Origin of the sequence: Paramesorhizobium salinisoli, from assembly GCF_003335045.1 — a bacterium.
GTDB classification, from domain to species: domain Bacteria; phylum Pseudomonadota; class Alphaproteobacteria; order Rhizobiales; family Rhizobiaceae; genus Paramesorhizobium; species Paramesorhizobium salinisoli.
The window spans coordinates 469659-496642 of the sequence record NZ_QOZG01000002.1; the positions used below are offsets into that span (position 1 = coordinate 469659).

Annotated in this window: 27 protein-coding genes and 1 riboswitch; of the genes, 15 read left to right on the plus strand and 12 right to left on the minus strand. The window is 61.5% G+C overall.

All coding sequences use genetic code 11. The annotated features are described in order from the left end of the window. Positions 1-7: 7 nt before the first annotated feature. Positions 8-187, plus strand: a riboswitch (cobalamin riboswitch). Between the two features lie 73 nt (positions 188-260). The 3 genes from bluB to ilvD all read left to right on the plus strand — a co-directional run bounded on the left by bluB (position 261) and on the right by ilvD (position 3448). After that, complete coding sequence (bluB, locus tag DUT91_RS05785; RefSeq protein ID WP_114439403.1) at positions 261-959, plus strand: 5,6-dimethylbenzimidazole synthase; 699 nt, start codon at positions 261-263, stop codon at positions 957-959. A 53-nt stretch (positions 960-1012) separates the two neighbouring features. After that, a complete protein-coding gene (locus DUT91_RS05790) occupies positions 1013-1441 on the plus strand; it encodes a hypothetical protein (RefSeq protein ID WP_114439404.1) in 429 nt (142 codons plus the stop codon). Positions 1442-1606: 165 nt separating this feature from the next. After that, the gene (gene ilvD / locus DUT91_RS05795) at positions 1607-3448 is read left to right on the plus strand and encodes a dihydroxy-acid dehydratase (RefSeq protein WP_114439405.1); all 1842 of its coding nucleotides are present in this window, start codon (positions 1607-1609) and stop codon (positions 3446-3448) included. 233 nt (positions 3449-3681) lie between these two features. Here the strand turns inward: ilvD and DUT91_RS05800 are convergent, their stop codons facing one another. From DUT91_RS05800 to ccmA, 5 genes are all read right to left on the minus strand, one after another. After that, positions 3682-4278, minus strand: coding sequence for a DsbE family thiol:disulfide interchange protein (locus DUT91_RS05800; protein WP_114439406.1), 597 nt, complete (start codon positions 4276-4278; stop codon positions 3682-3684). Next, positions 4275-4439: a heme exporter protein CcmD gene (gene ccmD / locus DUT91_RS05805; RefSeq protein ID WP_114439407.1), complete on the minus strand. Its 165-nt coding sequence runs from the start codon at positions 4437-4439 to the stop codon at positions 4275-4277. Before ccmD ends, DUT91_RS05800 begins: the two co-directional genes overlap by 4 nt. Beyond that, positions 4436-5206, minus strand: coding sequence for a heme ABC transporter permease (locus tag DUT91_RS05810; protein ID WP_114439408.1), 771 nt, complete (start codon positions 5204-5206; stop codon positions 4436-4438). Before DUT91_RS05810 ends, ccmD begins: the two co-directional genes overlap by 4 nt. A gap of 83 nt (positions 5207-5289) precedes the next feature. After that, positions 5290-5955 carry a heme exporter protein CcmB gene (gene ccmB, locus DUT91_RS05815; RefSeq protein ID WP_114439409.1) on the minus strand — a complete coding sequence of 222 codons (666 nt, stop codon included), beginning with the start codon at positions 5953-5955 and terminating at the stop codon, positions 5290-5292. Between the two features lie 226 nt (positions 5956-6181). Further along, complete coding sequence (gene ccmA, locus DUT91_RS05825) at positions 6182-6787, minus strand: heme ABC exporter ATP-binding protein CcmA (RefSeq protein WP_114439411.1); 606 nt, start codon at positions 6785-6787, stop codon at positions 6182-6184. 299 nt (positions 6788-7086) lie between these two features. Here ccmA and acnA point away from each other — a divergent pair, with 299 nt between their 5' ends. The 3 genes from acnA to DUT91_RS05840 all read left to right on the plus strand — a co-directional run bounded on the left by acnA (position 7087) and on the right by DUT91_RS05840 (position 11809). Continuing rightward, positions 7087-9774, plus strand: coding sequence for an aconitate hydratase AcnA (gene acnA / locus DUT91_RS05830; protein ID WP_114439412.1), 2688 nt, complete (start codon positions 7087-7089; stop codon positions 9772-9774). A 329-nt stretch (positions 9775-10103) separates the two neighbouring features. Then, a complete protein-coding gene (locus tag DUT91_RS05835; RefSeq protein WP_114439664.1) occupies positions 10104-10919 on the plus strand; it encodes a DUF1223 domain-containing protein in 816 nt (271 codons plus the stop codon). A 560-nt stretch (positions 10920-11479) separates the two neighbouring features. Next, a complete protein-coding gene (locus DUT91_RS05840) occupies positions 11480-11809 on the plus strand; it encodes a DUF2794 domain-containing protein (protein ID WP_425373756.1) in 330 nt (109 codons plus the stop codon). Positions 11810-11877: 68 nt separating this feature from the next. On the opposite strand, the gene DUT91_RS05845 is transcribed toward DUT91_RS05840, so the two are convergent. The 3 genes from DUT91_RS05845 to DUT91_RS05855 form a co-directional block, all read right to left on the minus strand. After that, on the minus strand, positions 11878-12609 hold the full coding sequence (locus DUT91_RS05845) for a Bax inhibitor-1/YccA family protein (RefSeq protein WP_114439413.1): 732 nt from the start codon (positions 12607-12609) through the stop codon (positions 11878-11880). Positions 12610-12824: 215 nt separating this feature from the next. Then, positions 12825-15374: an ABC transporter permease gene (locus tag DUT91_RS05850; protein ID WP_114439414.1), complete on the minus strand. Its 2550-nt coding sequence runs from the start codon at positions 15372-15374 to the stop codon at positions 12825-12827. Then, positions 15371-16090: an ABC transporter ATP-binding protein gene (locus DUT91_RS05855; protein WP_114439415.1), complete on the minus strand. Its 720-nt coding sequence runs from the start codon at positions 16088-16090 to the stop codon at positions 15371-15373. The genes DUT91_RS05850 and DUT91_RS05855 overlap by 4 nt, the downstream gene beginning before the upstream one ends. A gap of 86 nt (positions 16091-16176) precedes the next feature. On the opposite strand from DUT91_RS05855, the gene DUT91_RS05860 reads away from it, so the two are divergent. After that, a complete protein-coding gene (locus tag DUT91_RS05860) occupies positions 16177-16836 on the plus strand; it encodes an arylesterase (RefSeq protein ID WP_114439416.1) in 660 nt (219 codons plus the stop codon). 104 nt (positions 16837-16940) lie between these two features. Next, a complete protein-coding gene (thpR, locus tag DUT91_RS05865; protein ID WP_114439417.1) occupies positions 16941-17534 on the plus strand; it encodes an RNA 2',3'-cyclic phosphodiesterase in 594 nt (197 codons plus the stop codon). Here the strand turns inward: thpR and DUT91_RS05870 are convergent. Continuing rightward, positions 17486-17956 (minus strand): low molecular weight protein-tyrosine-phosphatase, encoded by a 471-nt coding sequence (locus DUT91_RS05870; protein WP_114439666.1) that lies wholly within the window; start codon positions 17954-17956, stop codon positions 17486-17488. The genes thpR and DUT91_RS05870 overlap by 49 nt on opposite strands. A gap of 158 nt (positions 17957-18114) precedes the next feature. On the opposite strand from DUT91_RS05870, the gene DUT91_RS05875 reads away from it, so the two are divergent. From DUT91_RS05875 to DUT91_RS05890, 4 genes are all read left to right on the plus strand, one after another. Then, positions 18115-18486 (plus strand): YkvA family protein, encoded by a 372-nt coding sequence (locus tag DUT91_RS05875; RefSeq protein WP_114439667.1) that lies wholly within the window; start codon positions 18115-18117, stop codon positions 18484-18486. 263 nt (positions 18487-18749) lie between these two features. Further along, the gene (locus DUT91_RS05880; RefSeq protein WP_114439418.1) at positions 18750-19253 is read left to right on the plus strand and encodes an invasion associated locus B family protein; all 504 of its coding nucleotides are present in this window, start codon (positions 18750-18752) and stop codon (positions 19251-19253) included. A 334-nt stretch (positions 19254-19587) separates the two neighbouring features. Beyond that, the gene (gene rlmN, locus DUT91_RS05885; RefSeq protein WP_114439419.1) at positions 19588-20826 is read left to right on the plus strand and encodes a dual-specificity RNA methyltransferase RlmN; all 1239 of its coding nucleotides are present in this window, start codon (positions 19588-19590) and stop codon (positions 20824-20826) included. Continuing rightward, the gene (locus tag DUT91_RS05890; RefSeq protein ID WP_114439420.1) at positions 20823-21260 is read left to right on the plus strand and encodes a hypothetical protein; all 438 of its coding nucleotides are present in this window, start codon (positions 20823-20825) and stop codon (positions 21258-21260) included. The genes rlmN and DUT91_RS05890 overlap by 4 nt, the downstream gene beginning before the upstream one ends. Position 21261: 1 nt before the next feature. Here DUT91_RS05890 and DUT91_RS05895 read toward each other — a convergent pair whose 3' ends face one another. Next, positions 21262-21903: a LysE family translocator gene (locus DUT91_RS05895; protein WP_114439668.1), complete on the minus strand. Its 642-nt coding sequence runs from the start codon at positions 21901-21903 to the stop codon at positions 21262-21264. A gap of 163 nt (positions 21904-22066) precedes the next feature. Between DUT91_RS05895 and DUT91_RS05900 the strand changes: the two genes are divergently transcribed. Then, on the plus strand, positions 22067-23287 hold the full coding sequence (locus tag DUT91_RS05900) for an argininosuccinate synthase (RefSeq protein WP_114439421.1): 1221 nt from the start codon (positions 22067-22069) through the stop codon (positions 23285-23287). A 212-nt stretch (positions 23288-23499) separates the two neighbouring features. On the opposite strand, the gene map is transcribed toward DUT91_RS05900, so the two are convergent. After that, the gene (gene map, locus DUT91_RS05905; protein ID WP_114439422.1) at positions 23500-24288 is read right to left on the minus strand and encodes a type I methionyl aminopeptidase; all 789 of its coding nucleotides are present in this window, start codon (positions 24286-24288) and stop codon (positions 23500-23502) included. After that, positions 24285-24497: a ParD-like family protein gene (locus tag DUT91_RS05910; RefSeq protein ID WP_114439423.1), complete on the minus strand. Its 213-nt coding sequence runs from the start codon at positions 24495-24497 to the stop codon at positions 24285-24287. The genes map and DUT91_RS05910 overlap by 4 nt, the downstream gene beginning before the upstream one ends. 147 nt (positions 24498-24644) lie before the next feature. Between DUT91_RS05910 and DUT91_RS26510 the strand changes: the two genes are divergently transcribed. Together DUT91_RS26510 and DUT91_RS05915 are read left to right on the plus strand one after the other, a co-directional pair. After that, the gene (locus tag DUT91_RS26510) at positions 24645-25472 is read left to right on the plus strand and encodes an ImuA family protein (RefSeq protein WP_245419568.1); all 828 of its coding nucleotides are present in this window, start codon (positions 24645-24647) and stop codon (positions 25470-25472) included. Continuing rightward, positions 25369-26979 carry a Y-family DNA polymerase gene (locus DUT91_RS05915; RefSeq protein ID WP_245419570.1) on the plus strand — a complete coding sequence of 537 codons (1611 nt, stop codon included), beginning with the start codon at positions 25369-25371 and terminating at the stop codon, positions 26977-26979. The genes DUT91_RS26510 and DUT91_RS05915 overlap by 104 nt, the downstream gene beginning before the upstream one ends. Positions 26980-26984 lie beyond the last annotated feature (5 nt).

The following is a 26984-nucleotide window of genomic DNA, read 5'->3' on the forward strand; positions in this document are numbered from 1 at the left end:
ATATGCGCTTCTTCTCATCGTCTGGTGTCCGCCGAAAGGCGGGAGAATCGGAAATCCGGTGCGAGACCGGAACGTGCCCAACGCTGTGAATGGTGATGGCCGCGCATGAAGCCACTGGGTCCTCCCGGGAAGGCGCGCGAACCAGATGATCCTCAGTCAGAAGACCGGCCAGACAGGATGGCTCGTGCCGCGTGGACAGCGGCGGGAGCGCCGAACGCTCGGCCCATTGGGTCGGCGAAGCCATTGTTGGGGATTGAACAATGCTTAATCAATCGAATTCAGAAGCATTCGGCGAAGCCGAGGCCTTCTCCGCCGAAGAGCGCGCCGCGCTTTACAAGGCGATCTACACGCGCCGCGATGTGCGCGATGAATTCCTGCCACGCCCGGTTCCAGACGATGTGCTGAAACGGCTGCTCGACGCGGCGCATCACGCGCCTTCCGTCGGTTTCATGCAGCCGTGGAATTTCATCGTCATCCGCGATGAAAGCCGCCGCGCGCATATCCATTCGCTTTTCACCAAGGCGAATGAGGAAGCAGCGGCGATGTTTGCGCCCGACCGGCAGGCGCTTTACCGCTCGCTCAAGCTCGAGGGCATCCGCAAGGCGCCGGTCAATCTCTGCATCACATGCGACCGCACGCGCGGCGGCAAGGTGGTGCTCGGGCGCACCCATAATCCGCAGATGGACCTCTACAGCACCGTCTGCGCCGTGCAGAATCTATTGCTCGCCGCCCGCGCCGAGGGTATTGGCGTCGGCTGGGTCAGCATCGTCCATGACGATGCCCTGCAGCAGGCGCTTTCCATCCCCTCGCATGTCGCAATTGTTGCCTATCTCTGCCTGGGCTATATCGACCAGCACTACCTGAAGCCGGAGCTCGAGGTGAAGGGCTGGCGCAGCCGCCTGCCGCTGGACGATCTGATTTTTGAGGAGCAATGGCAGGAACCAAGGGAACCAAAATGAAAGAAATTCGGCTATAGGTTCGATCTTCCATCAGGAGAGGATGAACGGGGCAGATGTACGCGCGCAGGCAGACCGCACAGGATCGTCATGTGGATTTCGCGTCGGTTCTTGACGAAATTACGCGCCAGCCAGCCGCCGCTCCCGAAAATTTGCGACCGCTTTCGTTCGATTTCCTGGACGGCCTAGCGCATCTCGCAAGCGCACATGCGGCCGATCGGCGCTCCGATTTCATTGTTTTCGAGCCCGAAAATGAACGCGAATTGCCACTTTTGAGCACTGACCCGGATGAGATCGCCCGCGAATTGCAGCTGTCGCCGGACATGTCGCCTATCGAACTGGCGCGGGTTCGACGCCGGTTTGCTGCGCGCAATCATCCCGACCGGGTGGCGGAACCTCTGCGCGACTGCGCCAGCGAGCGCATGAAAATTGCCAATATGCTGATCGATCGGGCTTTGGCCGACGCGTCATCACTCGAAATTTAATTTCGCCGAACAGCCCCTCCTTTTGCTTTATCTTGCTATTATGATAGAGCATGCCCTTGAAAAGGGCTGCCTGTGGGGCAATTTGCGCTTTGCGCGTTCCGGCCTGCTCCGGTAAGACCGGCCGCCACACATAAACGAGACCTATTTCCGGCAAGGATTTGCACGATGCCCGCTTATCGTTCACGTACCACCACCCACGGCCGCAACATGGCCGGAGCGCGCGGCCTATGGCGCGCCACAGGCATGAAGGATGCGGATTTCGGCAAGCCCATCATCGCGGTGGTCAACTCGTTCACCCAGTTCGTGCCGGGTCATGTGCATCTGAAGGATCTGGGCCAGCTCGTCGCCCGAGAGATCGAGAGCGCCGGCGGCGTTGCCAAGGAATTCAATACGATTGCCGTCGATGACGGCATCGCCATGGGCCATGACGGCATGCTCTATTCGCTGCCTTCGCGCGAGATCATCGCCGACTCGGTCGAATACATGGTCAATGCGCACTGCGCCGACGCCATGGTCTGCATCTCCAATTGCGACAAGATCACGCCCGGCATGCTGATGGCCGCGCTCAGGCTCAATATCCCCGTGGTGTTCGTCTCGGGCGGCCCGATGGAGGCCGGCAAGGTCGTCTGGGACGACAAGGAAAAGAAGCTCGATCTCGTCGACGCCATGGTCGCCGCGGCCGACGACCGTATCTCGGACGAAGAGGTCAAGGCCATCGAGCGTTCGGCCTGCCCGACCTGCGGCTCCTGCTCCGGCATGTTCACCGCCAATTCGATGAACTGCCTGACCGAGGCGCTCGGCCTGTCGCTGCCGGGCAATGGCTCGACGCTGGCCACCCATGCGGACCGCAAGCGGCTTTTCGTCGAGGCGGGCCATCTGATCGTCGATCTGGCGAAGCGCTATTACGAGCAGGATGACGAAAGCGCATTGCCGCGCTCGATCGCCAATTTCGCCGCGTTCGAGAACGCCATGACGCTCGACATCGCCATGGGCGGCTCGACCAACACGGTCCTGCACCTGCTCGCCGCCGCGCATGAGGGCGAGATCGATTTCACCATGTCGGATATCGACCGCCTGTCGCGTCGCGTTCCCGTGCTCTGTAAGGTCGCTCCGGCCATTGCCAATGTGCACATGGAAGACGTCCACCATGCAGGCGGCGTGATGGGCATCCTGGGCGAACTCGACCGTGCCGGGCTTCTCGATACATCGGTCGGTTCGATCCACGCGGAGTCGCTTGCGCATGCGCTCGATCGCTGGGACGTGAAGCGGACGCAGAGCCAATCCGTGCATGATTTCTTCCGTGCCGCACCGGGCGGCGTGCCGACGCAGGTCGCCTTCAGCCAGGAGCGCCGCTTCGACGCCGTCGATACCGATCGCGAGACGGGCGTCATCCGCGATGTCGAGCACGCCTATTCCCGCGATGGCGGCCTTGCCGTGCTCTACGGCAATCTGGCCGAGGATGGCTGCATCGTGAAGACCGCAGGCGTCGATGATTCGATCCTGAAATTCTCCGGTCCGGCGCGGATTTTCGAAAGCCAGGATTCGGCGGTGCTGGGCATCCTCAACGGCAAGATTGTGCCGGGCGATATCGTGCTGATCCGCTATGAAGGGCCGCGCGGCGGACCCGGCATGCAGGAGATGCTTTATCCCACCAGCTATCTGAAATCGAAGGGGCTGGGCAAGGCCTGCGCGCTCATCACCGATGGCCGCTTTTCCGGCGGCTCATCCGGCCTTTCCATCGGCCATGTCTCGCCGGAAGCAGCCGAAGGCGGCGCGATCGGCCTGGTCGAGGAAGGCGATATCATCGAGATCGACATCCCCAACCGCGGAATCCATCTGGCGGTGGACGATGCCGAACTTGCCCGCCGCCGTGAGGCGATGGAGGCGAAGGGCGCGGCTGCCTGGAAGCCGACGGAAGAACGCAAGCGCAAGGTGACCACCGCATTGCGCGCCTATGCGGCCATGGCCACGAGTGCCGCCAGGGGGGCAGTGCGGCTGGTGCCTTAAAGCGGCTACGCTTTGATGAAATCGCAAACACACACCCTCTGCCCTGCCGGGCATCTCCCCCACAAGGGGGGAGATTAGCCGTCATCTGCGTTGGTACCAATCGCAGACGGTGCAGGACGAGGGCGGAGGGTCGTGTCAGCCAATCTCCCCCTTTGTGGGGGAGATGTCCGGCAGGACAGAGGGGGTACTGTCCCGCCAGCATTTTCATGAATGGCATTAAGAGCGAACCGGCTCTATTCCGCTACCGCCTTCTCCACCGCTGGCATCAACTCATCGCGAATCGAAACCGGATCAAACGGCCCCACATGCTTGTAGAGGATCTTCCCATCACGCCCGACGAGGAAAGTCTCCGGCACGCCGTAGACGCCCCATTCGATGGCCGCGCGTCCCGTCGCATCCGCCCCGACGGCTGAGAACGGATTGCCGAGATCGCCGAGGAAGCGGCGGGCGTTTTCCGGGCTGTCCTTGTAGTTGAGGCCGACCAGGCGGAAACGCTGGTCCCCGGCAAGCTGCATCAAGAGCGGATGCTCGGCGCGGCACGGTACGCACCATGACGCCCAGACATTGACGAGCGTGACCTGACCGGAAAACGACACGGGATCGAAGCCCGGCACCGGCTTGCCATCGCTTACAAGGCCTTCCAGCGGCGGCAGCGTGATGGCGGGCGCGGGCTTGCCGATCAGCGCGGAGGGTATGACGGTCTCGTCGCGTCCCGACAGGAGCTGAATGGTGAAGATCGCCGCCAGTGCGATGAAAATCACCAATGGCAGCAGCGCCAGCAGGAGACGGCGGCGTGGGCCTGCAACGGGCGTCGTGTCGCTGTTGCTCACGGCTTTTGTGCCTTCTGCGAACGTCGGCGAATGCCCTGCGCCTCGAGCCGCTGCAGTTCCGTCCGTTGCGCCCGCTGATCGATCAGCAGCCACGCAACAAGACCAAGGAGAACGACGAGCGAGACTCCATAGGAGGAAAGCACAAAGGCGAGGTGGTTCATGCCTCTTCCCCTTTCTCGTCCGCTCTCCGCGCCGCCATGCGCCGCATGGCGATGACGCGCCTGCGCCAGATCTCGTTGCGCATCGCCATCATGTGCAGCGTGAAGAACAGGAGCGTGAAGCCGAGCGCCATCACCAGAAGCGGCCGGAGCAGCGTCGGGTCGATGGCCGAGCCGCCGGCGCGCAGCACCGATGCCGGCTGGTGCAGCGTGTTCCACCAGTCGACCGAAAACTTGATGATCGGAATGTTGATGAAGCCGACCAGCGTCAGCACGGCGGCAGCCCTGGCCGATTTCGCCGGGTCGTCCAGCGCGCGCGACAAGGCGATGATGCCAAGATACATCAGGAAAAGCACGAAGACGGAGGTCAGCCGCGCATCCCACACCCACCACGTGCCCCACATCGGCTTGCCCCAGAGCGAGCCGGTGATCAGCGCAAGCGCCGTGAAGGCAGCGCCGATGGGCGCAGCCGCCTTGGCGGATACATCGGCGAGCGGATGACGCCAGACCAGCGTGCCGACGCTAGAGGCCGCCATCAGCGTGTAGCACATCATGGAAAGCCAGGCGAACGGCACATGGATGAACATGATCTTGACGGTCATGCCCTGCTGGTAGTCGTCGGGGGCGTTGACCGACATATAGAGGCCCGCCGCCAGTACCAGCGCAGACAGCCCGGCAAGCCACGGCAGAAGCGTTCCCGCCAGCGACAGGAAACGTGTCGGGTTGGCGAGATCGAGCAATCTGGTGGGCTGTGCGGCTGTATCAGTCATCCCTGTTTACATAGCGTTACGGAGCAAATCCGGCAATTCACCTTTGTCAAAATGCGTCAATCAGTACATCAATCGGCAGTATGTCAGTCGGTTGAGAATTTCAGCGCCGCCGAGGCAGCGAGGGGGCCGATTACCGCAAAGAACAGGGTAATCGCGGCGAGGATGAGAAAAGGGGCAAGAAACGGCGCACTTTCCGTCGTAGCGCCGTAAGCCGCCGATACCCCGAAGATCAGCACCGGGATCGTCAGCGGCAGCACGATCACCGAGACGAGCAGCCCGCCGCGCGGCAGCGAAACCGCCAGCGCGGCACCCACCGCGCCGATCAGCGTGATGGCGGGGGTTCCGACGAGAAGGGTGAGCGCTGTCGCGCCAATGGCGAGCGGTGTCATGTTCATGAAGAGGCCGAGCATTGGGGCGGCAAGGACCAGCGGCAGCACTGTGGCGGTCCAGTGCGCGAAGCATTTGACGAGCACTGTGACACCAAGCATGTGCCGGTCGGCGGCCATGACGAGAAGGTCGAGCGAGCCGTCGTCGCGGTCGGCCTGGAACAGCCGGTCGAGCCCGAGCAGTGCGGCGAGCAGCGCGCCGATCCACAGCATGGCGGGGCCGATGCGGGAGAGAAGGGCCAGGTCCGGCCCGACGCCGAAGGGCACCACGGCGATGACGGCGAGGAAGAAAAGGATGCCGACCAGCGCTCCACCGCCGGCGCGCAACGCCAGGCGGAAATCGCGGATGAAGAGGGCGGTCATTGGTTGGTTCCTCGGTCCGAGGAGTGCGCTGGAATACCCCCCTCTGCCCTGCCGGGCATCTCCCCCTCGAGGGGGGAGATTGGCTGACACGAGCTGCGGTCCTTATCCTTCAACGTCTGCGATTGGTGTCGAACGTCGATGAAGGTGTCATCACCCCCCTTGAGGGGGAGATGCCCGGCAGGGCAGAGGGGGGTACTAACGTGCCGAAGGGGGGTGAATGCTACGCTCATCCCCGCCCCTCCATCGCCAACTCCTGCGCGTTGTCCAGTCCGAGCGGCAGGTGCGTTGCGGCGACGATGATGCCGCCTTCGCCGAGGTGGCCTTGCATCAGCCCAGCGAACCGGGACTCCGAAATCTTGTCGAGCCCGGCTGTCGGCTCGTCGAGCAGCCAGACAGGGCGGTAGCTCACCAGGAGTTTGGCAATCGATATCCGCCGCTTCTGGCCGGTCGAGAGATAACCGAAAGGCAGATGGTCGGTACCGCCGAGGCCGACGGTTTCCAGCGCTTCATCTATGTCCTGTCGCGCTTCGCCGTTGAAAGCCTGCCAGAAAGCGAGATTTTCGCGCACGCTCAGCGCGGGCTTCATCGCATTGGTGTGGCCGAGATAATGACAAGCGGATTGCACGTCGGGGAAGCCGTCGCCGCCCTCCAGTCGCACATTGCCCGAAAGGGGCGCCAGCAGTCCGGCGATGATTCGCAGGAGCGTCGATTTTCCTGCGCCGTTCGGCCCTGTGACGAGGAGCGCAGCACCTGCGGCAATCACGAAATCGAGGTCGGAAAAAATGAGCTCGCCGCCGCGTTCTCCGCTCAGTTTGTCGGCCACAAGCCGCATTTTTCCTCCGAAACTGGCCAGCATACCGGCCAGAAAATCGATGCCGCATCAATTCGCCGCAACGGGCATTTTTGCGCAACAACAGTCTGGAACAGTTATAGGAAACCCTTTATATAGCAGCTACCATGCCAGCGGTCGGCGTGGAAACCATTTTTGGCCGATCTCAAATGCCTGCTCTGTATGACAGGCCACGGGACGGACAGCGGAAATGACTGCACCCGCACCTTGAGTCGCGTCCTTGAAACGCAGCCTAGGCGTTCGTCCTGGTTTTCCGGCCAGTAGCATAAGGACGAACGTTCGTGTCTCATATCGACAGCTTCAAATGCCGTAAGACCCTCACCGTGGGGGACAAGGAATATGTCTATTACAGCCTGACCGAGGCCGAGAAGAACGGTCTGGAGGGCATTTCCCGGCTTCCATTTTCGATGAAGGTTCTCCTGGAGAACCTGCTCCGCTTCGAGGACGACCGCTCCGTCAAGAAGGCCGACATCGAGAGCATTGCCAAATGGCTTTCCGACCGCGGCAAGGCTGGCGCGGAGATCGCTTATCGCCCGGCGCGCGTGCTGATGCAGGATTTCACCGGCGTTCCCGCCGTCGTCGATCTCGCCGCCATGCGTGACGCCATGGTGTCGCTCGGTGGCGATCCCGAGAAGATCAACCCGCTCGTTCCCGTCGATCTCGTCATCGACCATTCGGTCATCGTCGATGAGTTCGGCAATGCGCAGGCCTTCAAGCGCAATGTGGATCTCGAATATCAGCGCAATGGCGAACGCTACCGCTTCCTGAAATGGGGCCAGCAGGCGTTCCGCAATTTCCGCGTCGTGCCGCCCGGCACGGGCATCTGCCATCAGGTCAATCTGGAATATCTGGCGCAGACCGTCTGGACCAAGGACGAGGACGGCGTCACGACAGCCTATCCCGATACCTGCGTCGGTACCGATTCCCACACCACCATGGTCAATGGCCTTGGCGTTCTGGGCTGGGGCGTCGGCGGCATTGAGGCGGAAGCCGCGATGCTCGGGCAGCCCGTTTCGATGCTGCTGCCCGAGGTCATCGGCTTCCGCCTGACGGGCAAGCTAAGGGAAGGCGTCACCGCGACCGATCTCGTGCTCACCGTCACGCAGATGCTGCGCAAGAAGGGCGTCGTCGGCAAGTTCGTCGAATTCTTCGGCTCCGGCCTTGGCAATATGACGCTGGCCGACCGCGCCACCATCGGCAATATGGCGCCGGAATATGGCGCGACCTGCGGCTTCTTCCCCGTCGATGAGGAGACGCTGAACTATATGCACATGTCGGGCCGTGACGAAGAGCGCATCGCGCTTGTCAAAGCCTATACCCAGGCGCAGGGCATGTGGCGCGACGGCAATTCCTTCGATCCTGTCTTCACCGATATTCTCGAACTCGACATGGGCGAAGTCGTGCCTTCCATGGCTGGTCCGAAGCGTCCGGAGGGCCGCATTCCGCTCGAAGAGATCGGCACGGGGTTCGCCAAGTCGCTGGAGACCGAATACAAGAAGACCACCGGCCAGACGACCCGCTACGCGGTTGAAGGCGAGGATTTCGATCTCGGCCATGGCGACGTCGTCATCGCCGCCATCACCTCCTGCACCAACACGTCGAACCCAAGCGTGCTGATCGCAGCCGGTCTTCTCGCCCGCAACGCCGTCGCGAAGGGATTGAAGACCAAGCCCTGGGTGAAGACCTCGCTTGCGCCCGGTTCCCAGGTCGTCGCCGCCTATCTCGAAAGCGCCGGACTACAGAAGGATCTGGACGCACTCGGCTTCAACCTGGTCGGCTTCGGCTGCACAACCTGCATCGGCAATTCCGGCCCCCTGCCCGCTCCGGTCTCCAAGTCCATCAATGACAAGGGCCTGATCGCGGCCGCCGTTCTCTCCGGCAACCGCAACTTCGAGGGCCGCGTCTCGCCGGATGTGCAGGCCAACTACCTCGCATCACCGCCGCTGGTCGTCGCCCACGCGCTTGCCGGTACGGTGACGAAGGATCTGACCAAGGAGCCGCTCGGCGAGGACCAGAACGGCAATCCGGTGTTCCTGAAGGACATCTGGCCATCTTCGCATGAGATCCAGGAATTCATCGCCAAGAACGTCACCCGCAAGCTCTTCGCGGAAAAATATGCCGACGTCTTCAAGGGCGACGAAAACTGGCAGGCGGTGCAGATTCCCGCGGGCCAGACCTATACGTGGGACGACAACTCGACCTATGTGCAGAACCCGCCCTATTTCGTCGGCATGGGCAAGGTTCCCGGCAAGATCGAGGACATCAAGGGCGCGCGGGTCCTCGGGCTCTTCGGCGACAAGATCACCACGGACCACATCTCACCGGCCGGCTCCATCAAGGCAGCTTCGCCGGCCGGCAGCTATCTCATGGAGCATGGCGTCGGCGTTGCCGATTTCAACCAGTACGGCACGCGGCGCGGCAATCATGAAGTGATGATGCGCGGCACTTTCGCCAATATCCGCATCCGCAACTGGATGCTGGGCGAGAACGGACGCGAGGGCGGCTACACGATCCACTATCCCTCCAAGGAGGAGATGTCGATCTACGACGCCGCCATGGAATATCGTGCCGAGGGCGTGCCGCTGGTGATCTTCGCCGGCATCGAATATGGCAATGGTTCCTCACGCGACTGGGCGGCCAAGGGCACCAACCTGCTGGGCGTCCGCGCGGTGATCGCCCAATCCTTCGAGCGCATTCACCGTTCGAACCTGGTCGGCATGGGCGTCATCCCCTTTGTCCTCGACGAAGGCGTGAGCTGGCAGTCGCTGGGTCTGAAGGGCGATGAGATGGTGGAGATCGACGGGCTCAACGACATCAAGCCGCGCCAGAAGACGGTTGCCAAGGTGACCTATGGCGACGGCACGGTGAAGGAGGTGCCGATATGGTGCCGCATCGATACGCTCGATGAGCTCGATTACATGAAGAATGGCGGCATCCTGCAGTACGTCCTGCGCGATCTGGCAGCCTGACAGAACATGATCCCGGAGAGTTGCAGACTTTTCGGATGAGACCACGCGGATAACAAATATCCATTGTTGCTGAAAACAAGCCGCCGGAACGATCCGGCGGCTTTTTTCGTTCTTCTACTGAGGTTATCGGCGTAAGCCTCACCGCAACGTGACTTCCTATTGATGGGCCGGCTTTCTAAAAGTAGATGTCAACGACAATAATGGCAGGGAAGCGCCTGATAAGGCACCAGATGACAGCGAGAGCCGGAAGAGCAGCAGGGTTCGAACCGATCGCAAGCAGATGCCTGCGGGCCGCTTTCGAGCGAGTGTCGCATATCCGGACCGTGCATATGCGGGCCTCGTACCTACGGAAATGGAATCTTCCGCTGTTCGCCAGCCTCTTCGTCCTGTTGGCGCAGTTCACCCCTGCCGATGCGCAGGAGATCCACGAGGCGCACGCCAAGCATGGGCCGATCGTCAGCCGCGGCGTCGTCGAGCTTTTCACAAGTCAGGGGTGCGTTTCCTGCCCGCCAGCGGATGCGGTGTTGAGCGATCTTGCCAAGCGGTCGGATATCGTCGCGCTGGCCTTCCACGTCGATTACTGGGATTATCTCGGCTGGCGCGACACGCTGGCTTCGCCGCAGAATACGGCGCGCCAGACGGCCTATCGCAACGCGATGAAAGGCAGCATGATCTATACCCCACAGGTGATCCTCAACGGCCGGGTACAGATCAACGGCAATGATGCAGCAGGGATAAAATCCGGTCTCACCCGAATGGCGGGCGGCCCGGGCGGGCTCAGCGTGCCCGTTACCATCACCAGGGCGAACGGTGAGCGCATCGTCATCGAGGCCGGTGCGGGCAAGAAGCCCTCGGCGCCCGTGCATCTTATCGTCGCCTATTTCGACGACAAGGCGTTCGTTCCGATCGGCAAGGGCGAGAACCGCGGGCGTTCCATCGTCTACCGCAATGCCGTCCGCGATATGGAGACGATTGGCATGTGGGACGGCAAACCACTCCGCGTGGAAATCCCTGCCTCGGAGCTTGCGAAAAAGAATGCCTCGGGCTGTGCAGTCTTTTTGCAGGAAGTGAGCGACGGCACTCGCCTCGGACCTATCCTGGGCGCGTCGATGCTCAGGCCGAGCGATGTTCCGGCCGCGGAATGAGCGTTCGCAGCTAGCCTAAAACCACCTGAGATGAGTCGGGACAAAAAAACAGGCCGGAACTTGCCAGCCTGGAGTGGTTTAGCTGCTGCCATTCCGGATGCGGAAAGCTGAGTGGTTTCCAACATCCATTTTGCGACAGGGCAGGACGCCCTGCTGGTTCGGCCCAGGCAGCCCATTGGGCGGGGGGCTTGGGGTTAGGCTGTCCAGACCGAACCGTCTCAGGCAACATATGAATCTTGCTGGCATAATCAGGCTGGAATGCGAATTGGAAAAGGCGAAAATGTGGCAGAGCGTCACCAATGGAAACAAGATGTAGTGATTCGTGAGAAGGGATTCACCACGTTGCTGAACGGTTTTTTAACCAGTCGTTCCCGTTAGGGACTTGAAATGCGGAGGCCAAGGCTTCACCTTGAAGTCATCGAACTGTCACGCGGCTTCTTGAGGGTGACTATCGCCGTTAATCGGATGGTCGGTCCGGACGCTTTGACAAAGAGGACATGATGGACGGCGGAAGCGGCGGAAATAAAGGTTCATCCGAAGTCGAAGCTTCAGCTCTCTCGATGGATGCGGCGAGAACGCGCCGCCAAAACTCGTCCGTGACATTCGACAGGCATGAACTCAACAAGATCCTGCGCATCTACGGCCGAATGGTTTCATCGGGAGAATGGCGGGACTACGCCATCGACCATTTGAGCGACCGCGCCGTCTTCTCGATTTTTCGCCGGACCAGCGAAGTCCCCCTGTTCCGCATCGAGAAGAACCCGAAGCTGGCCCAGCGGCAGGGCGCCTATTCCGTTATCGCGACGAGCGGGCTCATCCTCAAACGCGGCCATGAACTGGAACGCGTGCTGCGCGTATTCGACAAGAGCCTGCGGCTGGTTCAGGCCTGAATTCCTGAATGCGCGCAAACAAAAAGGGCAGCGTTTCCGCTGCCCTTTTTTCTGTCCGATGTCGATGCTTAATTCCGGTTGCCCAGGAACTGCAGCAGGAACATGAACATGTTGATGAAGTCGAGATAGAGCCGCAGCGCGCCCATGACGACCTTTCGGCCAGCCGTATCGGACTCATCGCCTTCGTAATACATTTCCTTGATCTGCTGCGTATCGAACGCTGTCAGTCCGGCGAAGATCAGCACGCCGATGACCGAGATGGCGAACTGCAGCGCAGTCGAGCCAAGGAACATATTGACGACAGAGGCGATGATCAGGCCGATCAGGCCCATGAACAGGAACGAGCCCATTGCCGACAGATCGCGCTTGGTCGTGTAGCCGTAGAGCGACAGCGCGCCGAACGAGGCGGCGGTCACGAAGAATGTGCGCACGATGCTCTGGCCCGTGAAGACCAGGAAGATCGACGACAGCGACAGACCGACGAGAGCCGCGTACGCCCAGAAAATCGCCTGCGCAGCCGCGACACTCAAGCTCTGGATGCGAAAGCTCAGGAAGAACACGGCAGCGAGCGGAGCCAGCATGATCACCCAGCGAAGTGGGCTTTGGTAAAGAAGCTGGGCGAATGCCGGGTTCGACTGGGCGAGAACCGATGTGCCAAGAGCCGCGATGCCGGTTACGGCGAGACCGATGGCCATCATGTTGTAGACACCCAGCATATAGCTGCGAAGGCCCTGGTCGACGCCTGTGCCTACGTTGACGCCAGCCGGGCTTCGGGCTTGCATATTTCGATAGTCAACCATTTGTTTCCTCTTGCGTTGTCCCGTCCGGTGTCGGGGGCACTCCCCAGGCGCCGCTGGCGGGACCCCAGCATGCCTACGCAAGATTATGGGGATTCATTGGTCTTTACACAAGTACCCGTCACGAAAAACCGTATTGGCGCATACTTCAAATATTCCAGCTTTTCCCTTTATACGCAATGGGTTAACCATTGACGGTCCGGATTGTTACATCTTCGTCATAGATTACGCAGGACGGGCGCCGCCTTGTGACCGAGCACGCGCCATGTTCCGGCAAGGCCGAAACCGACGGTCAGCACCAGGGCGACGGCTATTGTGGAGATCGCCACATCGGGCAGAAAGTGGGCCTGCAGCCGCATGACGCGCGCCACCACGTACCAGCCGGCAACACCGCCGGCCAGGAGCGCGAACAGCGCCGTGGCGAGCCCCAGCATCATATATTCCAGGGTGAATGCCTTGATCAGGGTGCGCCGCGTGGCGCCCAGCGTCTTCAGGACCACCGCATCATGGATGCGCGCCCGGTTTCCCGCGGCAAGCGCCCCACCCAGCACCAGCACCGAAGCGGCGAGAGCAACAGCCGCGGCCGCCCGGATGGCGGTTGCTAGCTGGCTGACCAGACCATTGGCGACATCGATGGCGTCCTTGACGCGAACGGAGGTGACAGCGGGGAAAGCCTGCGTCACCTTTCGCAATATCTGTGCGTCCCGCTCGGGCGTGGCGTCGGACTCGGTCAGCGTCGCCAGCCATGCATGCGGCGCTCCGGCGAAGGTATTCGGCGAAAAGACCATGACAAAATTGATGGCCAAGGATTCCCACTGAACCTGCCGGAAGCTGGCGATCTTCGCCGTGACATTGCGGCCGAGCACATTGACCGTCACGGTGTCGCCCAGCTTCAGGCCGAGTTCCTGCGCTTCCTGCGCGGAGAAGGATACGAGCGGCTCGCCGGAATAATCCTTAGGCCACCATTGCCCTTCGCTGAGTGTCGAGTTCTCAGGCAGGTTCTGCGCATAGGTGATGCCCCGGTCGCCGCGCAGCACCCATGCGCCCTGCGGCGGGATGGTGAGCTTGGAGATATCGGTGCCGTTGAACTGCACGATGCGGCCGCGCAGCATCGGCGCGCTGACGATCTTGCCACCGGGAGCCGCCTCCTGGAGAACCTGCTTGAAATGATCGACCTCCGTGCTCTGGATATCGACAAAGAAGAAATTCGGCGCGCGTGCCGGGATGCTTTGTGCGATCTGCTGGCGCAGATTGCCGTCGATGAGGGAGAGCGCTACCAGGAGCGTCAATCCCAGGCCGAGCGACAGGATGACGGAGGACGTCAGTGCGCCGGGGCGATGGATATTGCCGATGGCGAGCCGGAGCGCCGGCGAGCGCACCCGGGGGGAGCGCCGAGCCAGCCACTGCACACCCGTGGCCACAGCCCGCAGAATCAGGAAGGCGCAAGCCGTTGATACGATGAAGATCGTGGCGAGCCGCCGGTCGAAGGCGGTATAGACGGCAAGGGCGGCAAGCAGCAGGATCAGCCCTGCGGCAATGGCCGTATAGATGGCGCGGGGCCATCCGCGCTGGTCGAAGCCCTGCTCGCGGAAAAGTGCGGTGGCGGGAATGTCGCGGGCGCGGCCGAGCGGCAGAATGGCAAAGGCAAGCGTCGTCACCACGCCGAAGATGGCAGCCATCGCCAGCGCGCCAGGAAAGATGCCGCCGGCACTGGCTATCGGCAGGAAGGAGGCAAGTGCCGCCGCCGCCGCGTAAGGCGCCGCGACGGCCAGGACCAGCCCAATGGCGATGCCGAGCAGAGCGATAATCAGGATCTGTGCGAGATAGACCATGAGCACGAAATTGGCAGGTGCGCCGAGCGACTTGAACGTGGCGATGACGCCGCGCTTGCCATCGAGATAGGCGCGCACGGCATTGGCAACGCCAACCCCGCCGACGATCAGGGCCGTCAGGCCGACAAGCGTCAGGAACTGCGAAAAACGCTCGATATTGGCCGCAAGGGCGGGGGCTGCATTGCCGCGTGTGCGGATACTCCACCCTGCTTCCGGGAATTTCTGTTCCGCCTCCACCTGGATGCCCCTGATGCGGGCCTCGGTTGTGCCCGCAGGCAAAGCGAGCTTATAGACATGCTCCACCAGGCTCCCCGGCTGGATCAGGCCCGATGCCTTGAGGCCGTCGAGCGAGACCATGAAACGCGGCGCGAAGCCGAAGCCGTCGGATAGCATGTCGGGTTCGCTGAGGATGATGCTGCGGAGCTCGAATGTCGCCTGCCCGAGAGCCACCCGGTCGCCGAGCTTGAGATTGAGCCGGTCGAGAAATATCTCGGGCACGGCGGCGCCATAGGCGCCGTTCTTTTCGCCGAACAGCGCATCATGCGACATCACAGGCTCGACCTTCAGCTCACCGAATAGCGGATAGGCGCCATCGACGGCCTTCACCTCGACCAGCGACTGATCGGAGCCGTCGGTAAGGCGGGCCATCGAACGCATCGACGCGCTTTCCGCCAACCGTCCCTGGGCCGCAAGGAAGGTGTGTTCTTCTGGAGATGCCTCGCGCTGGTTCAATTCGAAACGCATGTCGCCGCCGAGGATCGATTGCCCCTGCGTGGCGATGCCCTCGCCGATCGACTGCGCCACCGAGTTCACGCCGCCGATGGCCGCGACGCCAAGCGCAATGCAGGCGAGGAAGATGTAAAAGCCGGAAAGCCCGCCGCGCATTTCGCGCAAGGCGAAGCGCAGGGCGAGACGCAACGAAGCCGCGCCGCTCATGAATGGACCGCGGCAATGCGCGCGGCTTCCGGCCGACTTGTGCCGTCTGATTCGATGCGGCCCGAGCGCACGCGGATCTCGCGCTCGCAGCGCGCGGCCAGCGCTGTGTCATGGGTGACGAGCACCAGCGTCAGGCCGTATTCGCGCTGCGTCTGGAACAGGAGATCGGCAATCTGCTTGCCCGTGGCGGTGTCGAGATTTCCAGTAGGCTCGTCGGCTATGAGGATTTTCGGCGAAGGCGCCAGCGCGCGGGCGATCGCCACGCGCTGCTGCTCGCCGCCGGACAATTCCCCTGGATAATGCGTCATGCGGTGTTCGAGCCCGACAGCCTTCAATTCCCGCGCGGCGATCTCGAAAGCATCGGGATTGCCGGCGAGTTCGAGCGGAATCGCAGCGTTTTCAAGCGCCGTCATGTTCGGAATGAGGTGGAAGGACTGGAAGACGATGCCTATATTGCGGCCCCTAAAGGCCGCGGCCTGGTCCTCGCTCATCGTATCGAGTTTGGCGCCTGCGACCGAAACCGTGCCGCTGTCGATGCGCTCCAGGCCCGCGAGCACCATGAGCAGCGTCGATTTGCCCGAACCGGAGGGGCCGACAATTCCGACCGATTGCCCCGGCTCGATTTCGAGCGACATGCCCTTGAGGACGTGAACCGTCGAAGCACCGCTCCCGAGGGTCAGATGTACGTTATCGAGAGCGATCACGGGTTCTGTCACGGGCAATGCTTCCTATATGTTATGGGATCATGCGGATATTGCATGCGTTTCCTGAGCACAGGATTTTCTGATATGGGTTGCCGACTATGAGATTCAAACTGGCTGCATCATTTGTTTTCATCCTGGGTCTTATTGTCGCGCCGATGGCGCAGGCCGACCAGATCAATACGGACGGAGCGCCGGTGCGTATCGTCGGCTTCGGCGACAGTCTCATGGCCGGATATCAGCTCCCGCCTCAGGATGCCTTTCCCGCCCGGCTCGAGCAGGCGCTGAAGAAGGCGGGGTACAATGTCGCGTTCGAGAATGCCGGCGTTTCCGGCGATACGACAGCCGGCGGGCTGGCGCGGCTCGACTGGTCGGTACCCGACGGAACCCAGATCGTCATTCTGGAACTCGGCGCGAACGATGCACTGCGCGGCGTTTCACCCGATATCACGGAGAAAAACCTGGATGACATGCTTGCGCGGCTGAAGCAGCGCGGCATCACCGTCATTCTGGCTGGCATGCTGGCTCCTCCGAACATGGGGAAAGATTTTGGCGACCGGTTCAACGCCATCTATCCCCGGCTCGCGAAGAAATATGGCGTGGTGCTTTATCCGTTCTTCCTCGACGGCGTCACGGCGCAGAAGGCCCTGCTTCTGGAAGACGGCATGCACCCCAATCCCGATGGCGTGGCGCGCATGGTCGAAGGCATACTGCCGACCGTCGAAGCGGTTTTGCAACAGATCGGCAAGGAGCCGACATAGCGTATTCTGTTCACCCTGTTCAGATGCAGGGGAACAAACAGCTTGCTCTCGGCCCCGTTCGATGATTCGCTAGAGGGGTAGAACGATTCGAGGAGGAGGTGCCCATGCCGCGTCTTTTCACTGCCCTCGAAATTCCGCGCGACGCCGCGCTTTCGCTCTCGCTTTTACGAGGCGGACTTATCGGCGCGCGCTGGATTGATGTCGAGAACTACCACATCACGCTTCGCTTTTTCGGTGATATCGAAGGCCATGTGGCCGATGAGATCGCCAATTCGCTCGACCGTGTCAGCCGTCCGGAATTCATGCTGAACCTTTCCGGCGTTGGCGCTTTCGGCTCGAAAAAGCCGCACAGCATCTTTGCCGGCGTCTCGCCGTCCCCCGACCTCTTCGCACTTCAGGCGGAGATCGAGCGCATATGCCAGCGGCTGGGTTTGCCTGCCGATCCCCGCAAGTTCACGCCGCACGTGACGCTGGCGAGGCTTCGGAATATCCGCGCCGAGGATGTGGCCCACTATCTCTCCTCACGCGGCAATTTCGCCACGGTGCCATTTCGTGTCGGACGTTTCGTGCTGATGTCGTCAAGGGATTCGGTTGGCGGCGGGCCCTATATCGTCGAGGAAGCCTGGCCGCTTCACGCGCGGCACAGCCGTCAGAACCTCTCGGCAAATGCTTTTGAGGCCGCGAGGATCATTCGGTAGACGTGCTCGAAATCCTCTGGGCCGCCATAATAAGGGTCCGGGATTTCGATTTCCCTGCCGAGCGAGATCAACGAGAACATGCCGATGCGAGCCTTGCTGTCACTGGGCCTGCGCTGTGTGATCGCGTCGAGATTGCGGCGATCCATGCCGAGGATCAGGTCGAATTTGGTGAAGTCTGCCGCCACCAACTGGCGGCAGCGCTGGGCCGAAATATCAATGCCGTACTTCGCCGCGACCGCAATCGATCGCCGGTCGGGCGGTTCGCCCGTGTGATAGCCATTGGTCCCGGCCGAATCGATCACGATGCCGTTATCGCGGCCGTTCTCCCTGAGGATCTCCGTCATGACGCCCTCGGCCAAGGGCGAACGGCAGATATTGCCGAGGCAGATGAAGAGTACCGATGAGGGACGCGTCTCGGACATGATGACAGCAACACTTTCGGGAACAGGAGCGGGAGCAGGTCTTTGCCGCAAAAGATCATGGCACGCAACCGGCGGGAAGGGAGCGGCGACCGCCATTTTGCGGCCGCTCTTGCGCCCGAAGCCCGCACATCCCATGTTTCCACCCGGAGATGACAATGATGGACGATGTTAAAATAGGCGAAATTCTCGAACCCGGTACTGCAGAACAGCAGCGAAAGCGGGCTGAGCGAGTGCGCGCCGGTTTCTGGAAGACAGCTCGCAAGGCGGGCCGCTTCATACCCTTCATGGACGAGGTGGTTGCGGCCTATTATTGCGCACTCGATCCCCAGACGCCGTTCCGGGTGCGTGGCACGCTTCTGGCCGCGCTTGCCTATTTCGTGCTGCCTTTCGATTTTATCCCGGACTTTCTTCTGGGATTCGGCTTCACGGACGATATGGCGGTTTTGATGACCGCACTTGCCTCCATCCGCTCGCATATCACGCCCGCGCATCGCGAAGCAGCCCGCAAGGCGCTCGAAGAATCAGATTGACGGTTGCTGACGGCCGTTCCAGACATCACATTCTCGCCGTTTTCTTTTGGATGAAGTCGTTCCCAAGGGCAACGCTCCAAGGCTGGGGTTTTTTCATCGAGAAAAGCACGGCGCTTTCCGCAAAACTTCACCGTTTGGTAACCCAGATTAAGTCAAATTAAGGGGAATTGAGCGGGTGCGGCGCGGAAGCGACGGCTACCCCGGGGTTTGGGCTTGGGTTTCGGGCCCGAATTGAAGCAAACGAAAGAGAACCGGTAGGAAACATGCTTGGAAAATCGATCGTCGCGGCTTCTGTGTTCATGATGGGGACGGCGGGTGCAGCACTCGCGCAGACTCCGAGCCAGATCAGCCAGTTCAACGCGTGGGGCGCGTACAGCTATCAGTCGGGCAATGGCAAGGTTTGCTACGTCCTGTCTGTGCCGACGCAGAAGACGCCGGCCAGCGTCGATCATGGCGACAATTTCTTTCTGGTGAGCCAGAAGCCCGGGCAGAATGTCTCATTCGAACCGCAGTTCATGGCGGGTTACGAGTTGCAGGCCAATTCCAAGGTGACGGTGACGATCGGCAATCGCAACTTCACCATGTTTACCAACGGCAAGTCGGGCTGGATGGAGAATGCCGCCGAGGAGCCGCAATTGATCGCGGCCATGCGCGGCGGTTCCGATATGAGCGTGAAGGCCGTCTCCAAGCGTGGCACCAACACCGGCTATACCTATTCGCTCAAGGGCATCTCGGCTGCGTTGGCGGCTATTCAGAAGTGCAAATGAGCCTTTTTGGCTGAAGCAGGAAAGGCCGGACGCAGTTCCGGCCTTTTTTGTTGCCCTGGCGTAAGGCCTTTTCTCTGCAGGCGGAAGTGAGAACATTCTACCGTAGCGCCCGTGGCACCGCCTCGGCGGTGCGGAACGACTCAAACATCCAGCGATATCGTCAAAAGCGGAACCGCTCCAAGGGCATGTCTTGCATGGCTGTCCCGCCCACGCCATATGCGGGATGACGAAAGCGTCTTTCCATGATATGAGCCCGGTGCTTGAGATGCTGCTTTGGATAGCGCAATGAACGGGCAAGCCCGTGATATCCCGAAATTCCTGAAGTTTGAGACCGATGTCCATTTCGTTTGACCTGACCATCCCTGCGGCGCGTGACGCGCTTGGCCAAGCCGCCCGCGCCAGCCTCGCGCCGAAGCCATCGCTGATCGGCTTGACGCGCGCCGAGATGGGCGAAGCTTTGGCCGGCATCGGCGTGGCGGAGCGGCAGGTCAAGATGCGCGTCGCGCAGCTATGGCATTGGCTCTATGTGCGCGGCGTGTCGGATTTCGCCGACATGCTCAACATCTCCAAGGACATGCGGGCGCTTCTGGTCCAGCATTTCTCGATCGGGCGTCCGGAAGTCGTCGATGAACAGATTTCCAATGACGGCACGCGCAAATGGCTGTTCCGGTTTCCAGCGCGTGGCGCAGGCCGCCCCGTCGAGATCGAAACCGTCTATATCCCTGAGGAAGGGCGCGGAACGCTGTGCATTTCCAGCCAGGTCGGCTGCACGCTGACATGCTCCTTCTGCCATACCGGCACACAGAAGCTGGTGCGCAATCTGACGGCGGAGGAAATCCTGGGGCAGTTGATGGCTGCGCGCGACCGTCTCGGCGATTTTCCCGACAAGAACACGCCGGACGGCATGATGGTGCCCGCCGAAGGCCGCAAGGTGACGAATATCGTCATGATGGGCATGGGCGAGCCGCTCTATAATTTCGAGGAAGTGAAGAAGGCGCTGCTGATTGCTTCCGATGGCGACGGGCTTTCGCTCTCGAAACGCCGCATCACACTCTCCACCTCGGGCGTCGTGCCGGAGATCTACCGCACCGGCGAGGAGATCGGCGTCATGCTGGCCATCTCGCTGCACGCGGTGCGCGACGATCTGCGCGACATGCTGGTGCCGATCAACAAGAAATATCCGCTCGCGGAACTGATCAAGGCCTGCCGCGCCTATCCAGGCCTCTCCAACGCCAAGCGCATCACCTTCGAATATGTGATGCTGAAGGATGTTAACGACAGCCTGGACGACGCCAAGGAACTGGTGCGCCTGCTCAGGGGCATTCCGGCCAAGATCAATCTGATCCCGTTCAATCCATGGCCGGGTACGAATTACCAGTGCTCGGACTGGGAGCAGATCGAGCGTTTCGCCGATTATGTCAACAATGCCGGCTATGCCTCGCCGATCCGCACGCCGCGCGGCCGCGATATCCTCGCCGCCTGCGGCCAGCTGAAATCGGAATCCGAGCGTATGCGCAAGGTGGACCGCCTCGCGCTCGAAGCCATGATGATCGCTGGACACGGCGAAGAGTGAGCGATTTTTTCTATTATATCGCCCGCTTTGCCCTGATTGTGATGGGCTATTGCTTCGCAGTTCTCGGAGCGGGCTTTTTCCTGAATGCGCTTATTCTGGCGACACTTGGCGTCCTGCCGCACGATCCCGGTCAGGGCTTCTTTCCGAGCCTTTTGTTCTCCTCGCCCTTCATGGGAATCCTGATCGGCTATTTCGCCTTCTTCCCTTCGCTCGCCGCTATTGCATGGGGCGAGTTCGCCGCCAAACGTGATTGGCTTTTTTATGCCCTGGCTGGACTGGTCATTGCCGTCGTGCTTGCCGCCTATGGCTTCAACGCCGGCATTCCCGAGGCGCAGGATCCAGTACTAGTCGCCTCTGCGGCAGGTGCGGGCGTCATCGGCGGCTTTGTCTATTGGCTGGTCGCCGGCCGTTTTGCCGGCCGACGCCGCTCCTGATCTACTTCGTCTGGGTCATCAAGATCTTCATCGCAAATGCCGAAAAGACACCGGCGAACAGCCAGTCGACGGCACGCGTCACGGTCGGATTCTTCTTCAGGAGGCCGGCAAACCTGTCGGCTGCGAGGATCATCGGCACGACGAAGGGCAGCGACAGCGGAATGAATGAAAGCCCAAGGAAGAAAAGCTTGCCCGGCGCATGTGGGTCGCTGGCCGAGACGAACTGTGGCAGGAAGGTCATGAAGAACAGGATGATCTTCGGGTTGAGCAAATTGATGCCGAGCCCGGTCGCCCAGTTCCTGAACAGGCTCTGCTGTCCGCCACCTTGTCTTTCCGGCGAGAAGGCGGAGCCGCTGCGGATCGCCTGGATGGCGAGCCAGACGAGATAACCGGCGCCGACGATCTTGAGCGCGAAGAATGCCTGCGGTGACGCGACGATCAGCGCGGAAAGGCCGAGGGCAACCATCGAGGTGTGAATGGCGATTCCCGTGCAGGCGCCGGCAAGGCAGGCAAGGCCCGCCGCGCGGCCCTGGGCAAGCGCCCGCCCGACGAAAAGCGTCATGTCAGGCCCCGGCGTGATCGACAGGATGAAGGTGGCGATGGCGAACTGGACGAGGACAGGCCAATCAGGAATGAAGGACATCGTGGAGCTCCGGTAATCAGCGGTGGAACCTAACGCGCTTTTTGCCTTTTCGCCATCGGTTTCCTGCGCCTGTTTCGTGCCTTTGACGCTATCGGCTTGCGCGCGGGCACCCAACTGATAAAAGACCGTCACATCACCCATCGCCCATTCACCGGACAAGAACATGAACAAGTGGAAAGACGTCAAGAAGGTCGTGCTCGCCTATTCGGGCGGCCTGGACACCTCGATCATCCTCAAATGGCTTCAGACCGAATTAGGTGCGGAAGTCGTCACCTTCACCGCCGACCTAGGCCAAGGCGAGGAACTGGAGCCGGCGCGCAAGAAGGCCGAGATGCTGGGCATCAAGGAAATCTTCGTCGAGGACGTGCGCGAGGAATTCGTGCGCGATTTCGTCTTCCCGATGTTCCGCGCCAATGCCGTCTATGAAGGCGTCTATCTGCTGGGCACGTCGATTGCCCGTCCGCTGATCTCCAAGCATCTGATCGAGATCGCCAGGAAGACCGGCGCGGATGCCATCGCCCATGGCGCGACCGGCAAGGGCAACGACCAGGTGCGCTTCGAGCTTTCCGCCTATGCGCTGAACCCCGATATCAAGATCATCGCGCCCTGGCGCGACTGGAACTTCAAGAGCCGCACCGATCTGCTCGAATTCGCCGAGAAGCACCAGATCCCGGTCGCCAAGGACAAGAAGGGCGAGGCTCCGTTCTCCGTGGACGCCAATCTGTTGCACTCCTCTTCCGAGGGCAAGGTGCTGGAAGACCCGGCAATGGAGGCGCCGGAATATGTGCATATGCGCACGATTTCGCCCGAGGCCGCGCCCGACAAGGCGACCATTATCAAGGTCGGCTTTGAAAAGGGCGATGCGGTTTCCATCAATGGCGAGCGGCTTTCGCCTGCGAACCTTCTGGCCAAGCTCAATGACTATGGCCGCGACAATGGCATCGGTCGTCTCGATCTGGTCGAGAACCGCTTCGTCGGCATGAAGTCGCGCGGCGTCTACGAGACGCCGGGCGGCACCATCCTGCTCGCCGCCCACCGCGCCATCGAATCGATCACGCTGGACCGCGGCGCGGCGCATCTGAAGGACGAGCTGATGCCGCGCTACGCCGAGCTCATCTATTACGGCTTCTGGTTCTCGCCGGAGCGCGAGATGCTGCAGGCGGCCATCGACAGGAGCCAGGAGAGCGTCGAGGGCGAAGTGACGCTGAAGCTCTACAAGGGCAATGTCATGGTGATTGGCCGCGAATCGCCGAAGTCGCTCTATTCCGACAAGCTCGTCACTTTCGAGGACGACCAGGGCGCCTACGACCAGAAGGACGCCGCCGGCTTCATCAAATTGAACGCATTGCGCCTACGCACGCTGGCTGCGCGAGACCGGCGGTAGTGCCATCGTGATAAACGTCGGCAGGACAGCGCCCCCCTCTGTCCTGCCGGACATCTCCCCCCACGAGGGGGAGATTGGCTGATACGGATTGCGCCGCGCATTCTGCAATACCGGTGACTGATGCCGGCGCTGATGAAAGCGTGATCTCCCCCTCGCGGAGGAGATGGCTGGCAAGCCAGATGGGGCGCTGTTCCCGCCAGCGTTTTATCCTATCACGCCGCGCGCTTCAGCCCCGCCAGCATCTTCTCCTCGCCAGGCCGCAAGGTCAGCACGCGAACGCCATCGGATGTTATAGCCACCGTATGCTCGAATTGCGCGGAGAGTTTTCCGTCGCGGGTCACCACCGTCCAGCCGTCTTTTTCGGTCTTTACCCTGGCTGAACCCTGATTGAGCATCGGCTCGATGGTGAAAACCATGCCTTCGCGCAGACGAACGCCCGTGCCCGGCTTGCCGAAATGCAGGATCTGCGGCTCCTCATGCATCTGCCTGCCGATGCCATGACCGCAATATTCGCGGACCACGCTGTAGTCATGGCGCTTTGCGTGGCGCTCGATGGCATGGCCGATATCGCCGAGAAAAGCGCCCGGCCGGACAGTGGCGATGCCTTTCCACAGGGCTTCATAAGTCACACGCACCAGCCGTGAAGCGAAGGGCGCGACATTGCCGACCGTGTAGGTCTTGCTCGAATCGGCGATGAAGCCGTCTTTCTCCAGCGTGATATCGAAATTGATGATGTCGCCTTCCACGATGGTGTCTTCATTGGAAGGCATGCCATGGCAGACGATTTTGTTCTTCGAGCAGTTCAGCACATAGGGATAATCATATTGCCCCTTGCTGGCGGGCCGCGCCTGCAATTCGCGGGTAATATGGTCCTCGACCAGATCATTGACCTGCATCGTCGTCATGCCGGCAAGGTCTGTCTGATCCAGACGCGCAAAGACGGAAGCCAGAAGCGAGCCGGCCACCGCCATTTTCTCCATATCCGCTGTCGACTTGATCATGACGGCCGTATCGGCATGAACGGAAGCTCGACATTGGCGGCGCGCAATTGCATCTGGACGATCTCGTTGAAAGACATCTCCGGATTGGCCTGCGCCAGCATGCCGATCTTCATCCAATATTCGGCTTGCGCGTTGATCGACCTGCACATGACATCACTGGCCTTGCGCAGCTCTTCATGCAGTTCGTCGCTGATCTTCACGATGCCCATGACACCTCACCATTTCATAGAACTATATGGAATGTATATGATTCGTATATTTCTTCAAGGTGTCCGCTCTCAAGCGCTTCTCGCTTGACTCTTCCGCGACTCGATTCAATACTGGAACATATAGAGAACATTTGCAGGATGAACATAGTGAGCACCGTCGATCTTTCGGCGTTGCGGCGCGCTGTTGCGGCCATTGATGGCAAGGATTGCGATCGGGATGGTTCACACCGCTCCGTCTTCGCAATGGGCTTTGCCGAGGCGGATCGGGTATTCGCCGCAGGGCTGCCCCGAGGCGCGCTGCACGAGATATTCGCGGCGGAGGCTGGCGATGCGAGCGCGGCGATGGGATTCGCCTTCGCCCTTGCATTGCGTGCTTCGGATGGCGACCGGCCGGTTGTCTGGCTGGAGGAGGATATCGCGGCGCGCGAAGGCGGCGGCATCTATCCGCCGGGCCTGGCTGCCTTGGGCTTTGATCCCAAGCGGCTTCTGGTCGTGCGCTGTCCGTCGGCCAAGCACGTGCTGCGCGGCGCTTCCGATGCGCTGGAAGTCGCAGGCATCGGCGCCGTGGTGATCGCGCCATGGGGCACGCCGAGATGCCTCGATCTGACGGTTTCGCGGCGTCTGCAACTGGCTGCGCGGGAGGCGGATGTGCCAGCCTTTCTCCTGATGCAAGGCAATTCGCCCGGGGGCAGCGCCGCCCTGGCGCGCTGGCGTATCGCCGCCGCGCCCTCGCAATCAAGTGGTGCGCGGGCGCCGGGCAGGCCGGCTTTCGACGTCACCCTGCTGCGCAACCGCCACGGCGCGACAGGACATTGGATGATGGAATGGAATAATGATGAAAATATCTTCAATCCCGTCTTTGGGCCCGTCTTTGGGCCCGTCTTCAGGCCCGCCGAGGCATTTTCTGGCGCTCTGGTTCCCGCACCTTTCCACGGATCGGCTGCGGCGCGAAAATCCGTGGCGCAGGGCCGTTGACGCCCCGCTGATCGTTGTCGACCGGATCGCCAATGCGCTACGGCTGACGGCGGTCGACCGAAGCGCTGCGGCTGCCGGTCTCCAGATCGGTATGGCGCTGACGGATGCGCGCGCCCTGTTCCAGAACCTGGAGGTGGCCACGGCCACGCCCGCCGAGGATGCGCGGCTACTCGACCGGCTGGCCGACTGGTGCCATCGTTATTCGCCGCTTGTCGCCTTCGATCTGCCGCATGGCATCGTGCTGGATATCACGGGCTGCGACCATCTCTTCGGCGGGCTGGAGGCGATGCTGCGCGATGTGGTGACGCGTTTGCGCAAGAATGGCTTCGCGGTCAAGGCGGCCATATCAGGCAATGCCGCCGCCGCCCGTGCCTACGCCCGGTTTTCGCGGGGCGGTGTTCTTTCCGACGATGGCAATGACAGCATATTGCGCAGCCTGCCGCTGATCGCCCTGGAGGTCGAGGAGGCGAGCCTTGTCGAGCTGAAGCGGGCGGGTTTGCGCAGCATCGGCGACGTCGCAGCCCTCCCGCGCGCGGCACTGACGGCGCGCTTCGGCGAGGCCGTGGTTGAGCATCTCGACGCGCTTTTCGGGCGGGCCGCCAGACCTGTTTCGCCACTGCGCATCATTCCGGTTTGCATCGCGGAGCGGCGGATGGCGGAGCCGCTTATCGTCATGGAGGCAGTCGAAACGCTGCTCCGGCAATTAGGCGACGAATTGTTCATTGCGCTCGAAAAGCGCGGGGAAGGCGCGCGCGAGATAGAAGCGGCCTTCTTCCGCGTCGATGGCCTGGTGCGCCGCATCAGCGTCCAGGCCGGTCGTCCGCTTGTCGAGACCGCGCCATTCTTCCGCCTCATCCGGGAGCGGCTTTCCGCGCTCGCCGATCCGCTCGACGCCGGCTATGGTTTCGATGCGGTGCAACTGTCGGCGCTCCGCGTGGAGCGCGTCGTCCACCGGCAGACGAGCCTCGACAGCCGGCGCGAAACAGCATCCGGCATCGATGCGCTGGTCGATCGTCTTTCGGCCCGCATGGGCCCGGCCCGTGTTCTACGCCCTCTCGCCGTCGATACGCACATTCCCGAGCGGGCTTTCTCGATGATGCCGGCGATCCACCAGACGGCGGATGAGGCACTGGCGCGCACCCGTTTCACGCCTGATGAGTATCGCACGGGGCCGCGCCATCTGGGCGATCCCCCGGCGCGTCCCCTTCGCCTGTTCCAGCCACCGCAGCGCATCGAGGCCGTGGCGGAAGTGCCGGATGGGCCGCCGATGCAGTTCCGCTGGCGGCGCGTCCTGCATCAGGTCACGCTTGCCGAAGGACCGGAGCGGATCGCGCCGGAATGGTGGCGCGGGAACCTTGCCAGCGGGTCCGGAACCGGACCCGAGGCTTGCACGCGCGATTATTACCGCATCGAGGACAATGCCGGGCGTCGTTTCTGGATCTTCCGGGAGGGCCTCTATGGCCGCGATCACGCGCCACAGTGGTTTCTCCATGGGCTTTTTGCGTGAGTAAA

Excerpts from the sequence above, each read along its gene's own strand:
- DUT91_RS05840 (WP_425373756.1), top strand. The coding sequence starts at position 11,480 with ATGGATGCGGCGAGAACGCGCCGCCAAAACTCGTCCGTGACATTCGAC.
- DUT91_RS05860 (WP_114439416.1), top strand. The coding sequence starts at position 16,177 with ATGAGATTCAAACTGGCTGCATCATTTGTTTTCATCCTGGGTCTTATT.
- DUT91_RS05895 (WP_114439668.1), bottom strand. The coding sequence starts at position 21,903 with ATGTCCTTCATTCCTGATTGGCCTGTCCTCGTCCAGTTCGCCATCGCC.
- DUT91_RS05880 (WP_114439418.1), top strand. The coding sequence starts at position 18,750 with ATGCTTGGAAAATCGATCGTCGCGGCTTCTGTGTTCATGATGGGGACG.
- DUT91_RS05810 (WP_114439408.1), bottom strand. The coding sequence starts at position 5,206 with ATGACTGATACAGCCGCACAGCCCACCAGATTGCTCGATCTCGCCAAC.
- DUT91_RS05790 (WP_114439404.1), top strand. The coding sequence starts at position 1,013 with ATGTACGCGCGCAGGCAGACCGCACAGGATCGTCATGTGGATTTCGCG.
- map (WP_114439422.1), bottom strand. The coding sequence starts at position 24,288 with ATGATCAAGTCGACAGCGGATATGGAGAAAATGGCGGTGGCCGGCTCG.
- ccmD (WP_114439407.1), bottom strand. The coding sequence starts at position 4,439 with ATGAACCACCTCGCCTTTGTGCTTTCCTCCTATGGAGTCTCGCTCGTC.
- DUT91_RS05835 (WP_114439664.1), top strand. The coding sequence starts at position 10,104 with ATGCGGGCCTCGTACCTACGGAAATGGAATCTTCCGCTGTTCGCCAGC.
- rlmN (WP_114439419.1), top strand. The coding sequence starts at position 19,588 with ATGTCCATTTCGTTTGACCTGACCATCCCTGCGGCGCGTGACGCGCTT.
- bluB (WP_114439403.1), top strand. The coding sequence starts at position 261 with ATGCTTAATCAATCGAATTCAGAAGCATTCGGCGAAGCCGAGGCCTTC.
- ccmB (WP_114439409.1), bottom strand. The coding sequence starts at position 5,955 with ATGACCGCCCTCTTCATCCGCGATTTCCGCCTGGCGTTGCGCGCCGGC.
- DUT91_RS05910 (WP_114439423.1), bottom strand. The coding sequence starts at position 24,497 with ATGGGCATCGTGAAGATCAGCGACGAACTGCATGAAGAGCTGCGCAAG.
- DUT91_RS05900 (WP_114439421.1), top strand. The coding sequence starts at position 22,067 with ATGAACAAGTGGAAAGACGTCAAGAAGGTCGTGCTCGCCTATTCGGGC.
- DUT91_RS05850 (WP_114439414.1), bottom strand. The coding sequence starts at position 15,374 with ATGAGCGGCGCGGCTTCGTTGCGTCTCGCCCTGCGCTTCGCCTTGCGC.
- ilvD (WP_114439405.1), top strand. The coding sequence starts at position 1,607 with ATGCCCGCTTATCGTTCACGTACCACCACCCACGGCCGCAACATGGCC.
- thpR (WP_114439417.1), top strand. The coding sequence starts at position 16,941 with ATGCCGCGTCTTTTCACTGCCCTCGAAATTCCGCGCGACGCCGCGCTT.
- ccmA (WP_114439411.1), bottom strand. The coding sequence starts at position 6,787 with ATGCGGCTTGTGGCCGACAAACTGAGCGGAGAACGCGGCGGCGAGCTC.
- DUT91_RS05870 (WP_114439666.1), bottom strand. The coding sequence starts at position 17,956 with ATGTCCGAGACGCGTCCCTCATCGGTACTCTTCATCTGCCTCGGCAAT.
- DUT91_RS05845 (WP_114439413.1), bottom strand. The coding sequence starts at position 12,609 with ATGGTTGACTATCGAAATATGCAAGCCCGAAGCCCGGCTGGCGTCAAC.
- DUT91_RS05875 (WP_114439667.1), top strand. The coding sequence starts at position 18,115 with ATGGACGATGTTAAAATAGGCGAAATTCTCGAACCCGGTACTGCAGAA.